At 74.5% G+C, this 6,836-nt stretch carries 6 protein-coding genes; 3 read left to right on the top strand and 3 right to left on the bottom strand.

The annotated features are described in order from the left end of the window. On the bottom strand, window positions 1-424 hold a 424-nt coding region (locus I4I78_RS28045; protein WP_218614508.1), incomplete at its 3' end, for a copper resistance CopC family protein. Window positions 425-473: 49 nt separating this feature from the next. Further along, on the bottom strand, window positions 474-1,598 hold the full coding sequence (locus I4I78_RS28040; RefSeq protein ID WP_218614507.1) for a response regulator transcription factor: 1,125 nt from the start codon (window positions 1,596-1,598) through the stop codon (window positions 474-476). A 195-nt stretch (window positions 1,599-1,793) separates the two neighbouring features. On the opposite strand from I4I78_RS28040, the gene I4I78_RS28035 reads away from it, so the two are divergent. Then, entirely contained in the window at window positions 1,794-3,170 is a 1,377-nt protein-coding gene (locus tag I4I78_RS28035; RefSeq protein WP_218614506.1) for an FAD-binding oxidoreductase, read from the top strand. A gap of 592 nt (window positions 3,171-3,762) precedes the next feature. Further along, window positions 3,763-4,251, top strand: coding sequence for an endonuclease domain-containing protein (locus I4I78_RS28030; protein WP_218614505.1), 489 nt, complete (start codon window positions 3,763-3,765; stop codon window positions 4,249-4,251). A gap of 69 nt (window positions 4,252-4,320) precedes the next feature. Here the strand turns inward: I4I78_RS28030 and I4I78_RS28025 are convergent, their stop codons facing one another. Next, complete coding sequence (locus I4I78_RS28025) at window positions 4,321-5,886, bottom strand: dolichyl-phosphate-mannose--protein mannosyltransferase (RefSeq protein WP_374225933.1); 1,566 nt, start codon at window positions 5,884-5,886, stop codon at window positions 4,321-4,323. 63 nt (window positions 5,887-5,949) lie between these two features. On the opposite strand from I4I78_RS28025, the gene rsmI reads away from it, so the two are divergent. Further along, on the top strand, window positions 5,950-6,801 hold the full coding sequence (gene rsmI, locus I4I78_RS28020) for a 16S rRNA (cytidine(1402)-2'-O)-methyltransferase (RefSeq protein WP_218614504.1): 852 nt from the start codon (window positions 5,950-5,952) through the stop codon (window positions 6,799-6,801). The last annotated feature ends 35 nt before the right edge of the window (window positions 6,802-6,836 follow it).

Genomic DNA, 6,836 nt, shown 5'->3' with positions numbered 1-6,836 from the left:
AGGCGGCGCCCGGACCGGCCGCGGTCAGCGTGAACGGGACGGCACCGGCGACCGGGTGCCCGTCGTCGGAGACGACCCGGTAGTCGACCCGGTAGGCCCCCGCCGGGCCGAGCGGGCGCAGGGACAGGGACAGGGTCTCCCCGGACGCGGTGGGCGGGCCGCTCTCGTAGCGCTGCCCGTCCGGGCCGGTCACGGTGATCGTGGCCAGGTCCGGGCTGATCTCCTCGCTGAACGTCAGCGCGACCGCCGACGGCGCCGTCGCCACGGCGGAGTTCGCCGCCGGGGTGCTGCGGACCAGCTCGGTGTGCGCCCACGCCGGGGCGCTGGCCAGCAGCAGGGTGAGGGCGGTGAGCACGGTGAGCGTCACCGCCCGGGAGGCGCGCAGCCGGGCCCGGGAGGCAGGGGCCGGGGCGGGGACAGGCATCGTCACCGGAGGGTAGTCGTCGCGAGGGCGCCGTGAGTTCCCGCCGGTGTCAGACGGCCGGGGCGAACCACCCGGACGGTGCCACCCCGGACGCCGCGGCCAGCCGCGGCGCGTACTGGTCGAAGAACACCCGCGCGGTGAGCTCGCGCCGGCTGCGTACGCCGACCTTGTCGAACACCGACTTCAGATGGTCCTGCACCGTGTAGGCCGACAGGTGCAGCGACCGCGCGATCTCCGCGGTGTCGGATCCCTGCAGCACCAGGCGCACCACCTCCTGCTCCCGCGGGGTCAGCCCGAACGCGGCCACCACCAGCGGCACGATCTCCGGCGGCCGGGCCTCCTCGATCGTCAGGACGACGTCGGTGCAGCGGCCGTCGCGTGAGGTCAGCGGCGAGGCGTGCGCCACCACCCACTGCCCGGAACGGGACCGCAGCCGGGTCCGCGGCAGCACGTCGAGGCGGCCGGAGGAGTAGCGACGCGCGGCGCCGACGAGCGTGACCAGGGGGAACGGCAGTGGCCCTGTGCCGAGCGGGGCACCACCCAGGTCCGCGACGCGGGCCGCGGCGCCGATCCCGGCCTGCACGATCTCGCCCGCCCCGTCGACGACGATCACGGCCGGCCCGTCCGCCGTGGCGCCGCCGTCGACCGCCCCGGCCACCAGCCCGCTGCGCAGCCCGCGCCCGAACAGGGTGCTCACCGAGGCCGCGAACTCCAGCTCGGCCGGGGTGAACGACGCGTGCGGGCCGTCCCGGAACAGCGCGACGAACCCCCAGACGGCGCCGTCGACCGTCGACGTCGCGCGCAGCTCGTCGCCGAAGCCGTAGCGGGGCACGAAGAACTCGCTGAACCGGCGCAGCGAGGCCAGGTCGCCGCCGGTCTCCTGGGCCGCCGTGGTCACCCCTCCGGGCCGGCGGGCCACGTCGATCGAGTTGTACTGCTCGACCTCGTACTCCTGGTACGCCCACTCCTCGTCGTTCTCGTCGGTCAGCTGCCACTTCACGGTGCTCGTGACCAGCTCGGTGGCCGGGTCGGTGGTGGCCAGGCAGGCGGCGGAGAACGGCAGGGCGGCCCGCAGGATCTCGATCGCCCCGGCGGCGAACACCGGCGCGTCCAGACCGGCGGCGGCGAGGCCGCCCAGCTGGGCCCGGGCGCGTTCGGCCGGCATCAGGGGCATGGCATCGATCCTGCTCAGCCCGGCACCGCGCGGCCATCCCCACTTCTGGGTAAGAGCGCGGGCGAAACCACTGGTCAGAGCGGCCTCCCAGAGATGTGGGGGGCCGGTTCCCCAGATCGCTGGGATGGGGCCCGGCCGCGTCCGGGAGCAGCGTTGCCCCCGTCAGCACCGACCGCACCTCGCCAGGAGAGACCCATGACCACGTTCGTTCCCGACACCGCGCTCGCCGCGCTCGTCGTCGCAGTGGAGGGGCCGGTGCTCGAACCCACCGATCCCGGCTACGCCGAGGAGGTCTCCGGGTTCAACGCCGCCTACCTGCCCTCGCCGGCGGTCGTCGTCGGGGCCACCCGCCCCGCCGACGTCGCCGCCGCCGTCCGGCACGCCGCCGCGACCGGCAGGCGGGTCTCGGTGCAGGCCACCGGGCACGGCCTGCTCGGCGACCTCAACGGCACCGTACTGGTCTCGACCCGCCGGATGACCGGCCTGAGTGTGGACCCCGCTGCCCGCACCGCACGCGTCGAGGCGGGGGTGCGCTGGCGGGAGGTGATCGACGCCGCCGCACCGTACGGGCTGGCCCCGCTCAACGGCTCGGCGTCGTCGGTCGGGGTCGTGGGCTACACCACCGGTGGCGGCCTGGGCCCGATGGCGCGGCGCTACGGTTTCGCCGCCGACCACGTCACGGCCTTGACGATCGTCACCGCCGACGGCGAGATCCGCGACGTCGACGCGCAGTGCGACCCGGACCTGTTCTGGGCCGTGCGCGGAGGCAAGGCCAACTTCGGGATCGTCACGTCGATCGAGTTCGCGCTGATGCCGGTCACCCGCTTCCACGGCGGTGGGATCTTCTTCCCGGGCGGGTCGGCGCCGGCGGTGCTGCACGCCTGGCGGGAGTGGGCGCCGACGCTGCCCGAGGACGCGACGACGTCGGTCGCGCTGCTGGCGCTGCCGCCGGACCCGAACCTGCCCCCGCCGCTGCAGGGCCGGTTCGTCGCCCACCTGCGCTTCACCCACCTCGGGTCGGCGGAGTCCGGCGCCGCGCTGCTCGCACCGATGCGTTCCGCCGCCGAGCCGATCCTCGACCTGGTCGGAGAGATGCCCTACCCGGCGATCGACGCCGTGCACATGGACCCGACCGCCCCGATGCCGGTCTGGGACCGCGGCACCGCACTGGCCGCGCTGCCCGCCGGGGCCGTCGACGCGATCCTGGACGAGGCCGGACCGGACTCGTCGAGCCCGCTGGTGCTCGTCGAGCTGCGGCTGCTCGGCGGCGCGATCGCCCGCCGCCCCGAGGTGCCGAACGCGGTCAGCGGCCGGGACGCGGCGTTCTCCGTCTACTGCCTGGGCGTGCCGGCCGGTCCGGACGCGGCGGTGCAGGTCCCGGCCCGGGCCGCGTCGCTGGTCGACGCACTGGCCCCGTGGACGGCCGGCGGCGGGCTGGTGAACCTGCTCGGCCAGGCGTCCGCGGGCCGGGTCGGGGCCCTGTGGTCCGACGACGACCGGGCCCGCCTGCTGGAGATCGGGCGCCGCCACGACCCGTCCGGAATGTTCGGGACGAACGTCGTGATCGGCTGAGTGCATCGGACGCGGCCAGGTACCCGGACACGCCGTGTACCCCACCGCCGAGCGGGTGCGCGTGGTCGAGATCGCCGGGAGTGGGCGGGAACGGCCATCGGTGGCCGGTCCCGCCCGGTTCTGTCGATCACGGTCGGGCCCGACCGGTTCCCGGTAGCGAAGCGCTGCCGGAGAACCCGCCCGGTGGCGACGGGCCGGGAACCACGCTGCCGGGCGTGGGTCTCCCGGACGTCCTGCGCTACCAGGCCGGTGTCGTCGCGCGCGCGCAGGCCGTGGCGGCGGGGATGTCCGAGCGGACGATCCGGCGACGGGTGGCGCAGGGACGGTGGTGGTCGTTGTATCCCGGGGTCTTCCTGGCCGAGGGCCACCGGGCGAGCGACGAGTCGGTGGTTCGCGGAGCGTGGCTCTGGGCCGGTGCGCCGGCCCTCGTCTCGGGTCCCGCTTCGGCCTACTGGCACGGGATGCTGAGCAGGCCCCCGGCGACGTCGAGATCACCCTGCCGGCCCGTGACCACCACAGGCCTCCGACGGGTATCCGGATCCGCCGCCGCGACGTCCCCCTGCCGGATCGTGCGACGGTCCGGGGCATCGGGGTGACGGCGCGCCCTCTCGCGGCGCTCGAGACGGCCGTGGCCCGGTCGGACGGCTCGGTGTTCCTAGACCGGGCGCTGCAGCAGCACGTGGGCTTCGACGCCGTGTACGCGGCCTACTGCCGGAATCTCGGTGCACGCGGGTCCGCCCGGGCCGGTGAGCTGCTGGCCGGCGCCGCCGACCGGGCCGCCTCGGGCGCGGAACGGCGGCTGATCCGGTTGCTCCGTACGGCCGGGATCGACGGGTGGGTGCTCGGCCTCCCGTTCGGTGGGTACGAGATCGACATCGCCTTCCCGGCCCGTCGGGTCGCCCTCGAGGTCGACGGCTGGGCGTGGCACACCGACCCGGGACGTTTTCAGCGCGACCGGGTGAAGGGCAACGTCCTCGTCGCCGGCGGGTGGGAGCTGCTCCGGTTCACCTGGCACCACATGGTCGACAAGCCCGCATGGGTCGTCGAACAGATCCGTCGCACCCTCGACCGTGCCACCTGATCGCCGGGATCGGGCCGGAGCGGCCATCCGTGGCCGGGTCCGCCCGATGCCGGCGATCATCGACCGACCTCACCGCCAGGACGGGAGCCAGAGCTCGGCCTGCCAGTGCGCCTCCGTGATCGGCGTGCCGACGAGGATCGGCCAGAGCCAGACGAAGTTGACCAGGATCAGCGTCACCCAGCCGGAGACGAACAGCAGACCGATCCGCCGCCGCCGTTCCGAGCTGTCCGCCTCGCCCAGCATCTGACCCATCACCAGCACCGTGGCCAGCACCAGGAACGGGGCCACCGGCATCATGTAGAAGAAGTACATCTGGCGGTCGAGGTTCAGGAACCACGGCAGGAACCCCGCGCCGTAGCCGACCAGCACCGCGGCCCAGCGCCAGTCCGCCCGGGTGACGGCCCGCCACAGACCCCAGGCGAGCACCGGGATCGCCGCCCACCACAGAGCGGGCGTGCCGATCAGCATCACGGCGCTGACGCAGTCACCGGCGTCGCAGCCGCGTACGCCCTGGTCGGCGTACTGGTAGAGCATCGGGCGCAGCCCCATCGGCCACGTCCACGGCTTCGACTCCCACGGGTGGCGGCCTGCGAGCTGGGTGGTCAGTCCTTCGTGGAAGCTGAGCACCTGCCCGTGGTAGTACCAGAGCGAGCGCAGCGAGTCCGGCAGGAACGACCACATCCCGCCGGTGCCGATCTCGCGCCCGACCTGGTGCCGGTCGATCCCGGTCTCGCTGCCGAACCACGCCCACCAGGTGCTCAGGTAGGCCAGGACCGGCACCAGCGCGAGTGCCCAGAGCGCGGGCCCGAGATCGCGGACGATCGTCCCGACCCACGGCCGCGCGACGCCGGCCCTGCGGCGCAGCGACACGTCCCAGAGCACGGCCAGGATCCCGAACGCGACGACGTAGTAGACGCCGCTCCATTTCACCCCGCAGCCCAGCCCGAGCAGCACCCCGGTGGCCAGCCGCCACCAGCGCACGCCCCAGCGCGGTCCGAACACGTGGTCCCGGACCCGGTCCTGGGCCACGACGAGGGCCATCCGGGCGCGCACGTCGTCGCGGTCACAGAGCAGCGTGGCGAAGGCGGCCAGCACGAACAGCGCGCTGAACACGTCGACCATGCCCATCCGCGACTGCACGTGCGAGAGCCCGTCGCAGATCAGCAGCAGCCCGGCCAGGCCACCGAGCGCGGTGGACCGGGTCAGTCGCCGGGCCGCGCGCACGATCAGCAGCACACACGCGACCCCGGCCAGCGCCGCCGCGATCCGCCAGCCGACCCCGTCGTAGCCGAACATCGCCTCGCCGAGCGCGATCAGCTGCTTGCTCAGCGCCGGGTGCACGACCTTCTCGTAGCCCGGGTTGTCCTCGATCCCGCCGTTGCGCACCATCTGCCAGGCCTGTGGCACGTAGTGCTTCTCGTCGAAGATCGGGGTGCCGCGGTCGGTCGTCCCGCCCAGGTCGGTCAGGCGCAGCACCGCCGCGAGGAGCGTGATCCCGGCCGTGACGAGCCAGCCGCGCAGGGTGTCGGTGGCCGGGGGACGGCCCAGCCGCGAGATCGGCCCCGGGTCGGCTCGGCGCATCGGGGGCGGCGCGCCGAGCGGGGTCAGGCCCGGTTCCTCGGCGGGCCCGGCCACCCTGCTGCCGGAGACTCCGGTCGGGGTGCCAACAGCCACGGGGGTCGATCGTAGGCTGATCCGATGACCGACGCGCTCGCCCGTCCCGGTGCCCTGGTCCTGGCGGCCACGCCGCTGGGCGACGCGCGCGACGCCTCACCGCGGCTGCGCGAGCTGATCGCGACCGCGGACCTGGTCGCCGCCGAGGACACCCGCCGGTTCCGCCACCTCGCCTCCGCCCTGGACGTCGAGATCGGGGGCAAGGTCGTCAGCCACTACGACGCGGTCGAGGGCGAGCGGATGCCCGGCCTGCTCGAGGCCGTCCGGAACGGGTCGACGGTGCTGCTGGTGTCCGACGCCGGGATGCCCGCGATCTCCGACCCCGGCTACCGCCTGGTCGCGGCGGCCGCCGCCGAGGACCTGCCGGTGACGTGCCTGCCCGGCCCGTCCGCGGTGACCACGGCACTGGTCCTGTCCGGCCTGCCCTGCGAGCGCTTCTGCTTCGAGGGCTTCGCCCCGCGCAAGCCCGGCGAACGCCGCCGCTGGCTCGACGACCTGCGTCGCGAGCCCCGCGCGGTGGTGTTCTTCGAGTCGCCGCGCCGGGTCGCCGACCTGCTCTCCCTGGCCGTCGAGGTGCTCGGCGCCGACCGTCGCGCCGCGGTCTGCCGGGAGCTGACCAAGCGCTACGAGCAGGTCAAGCGCGGCACGCTGGCCGAGCTGGCGGAGTGGGCGGGCGCCGACGAGGTGCGCGGCGAGGTGACGGTCGTGCTGGCCGGCGCCGACGTCGCCGAGGCCCCGTCGATCGACTCGCTGATCCCCGCGGTCCGCGAACGGGTGGCCGACGGAGAGCGCCTCAAGGACGCCGTGGCCGCGGTGGCCACCGGCGCCGGAGTCGGAAAGCGCGACCTCTACAACGCGACCCTCACCGCAGGCTGACCCCACTCGAATCCAGCGTTGTGGAGCCTTAACGC

The organism is Pseudonocardia sp. KRD291 (assembly GCF_019263595.1).
Classification (GTDB): Bacteria; Actinomycetota; Actinomycetes; order Mycobacteriales; family Pseudonocardiaceae; genus Pseudonocardia.
The sequence above is the reverse complement of the archived record's forward strand: the minus strand, read 5'-3'. Positions and strand labels throughout refer to the sequence as shown.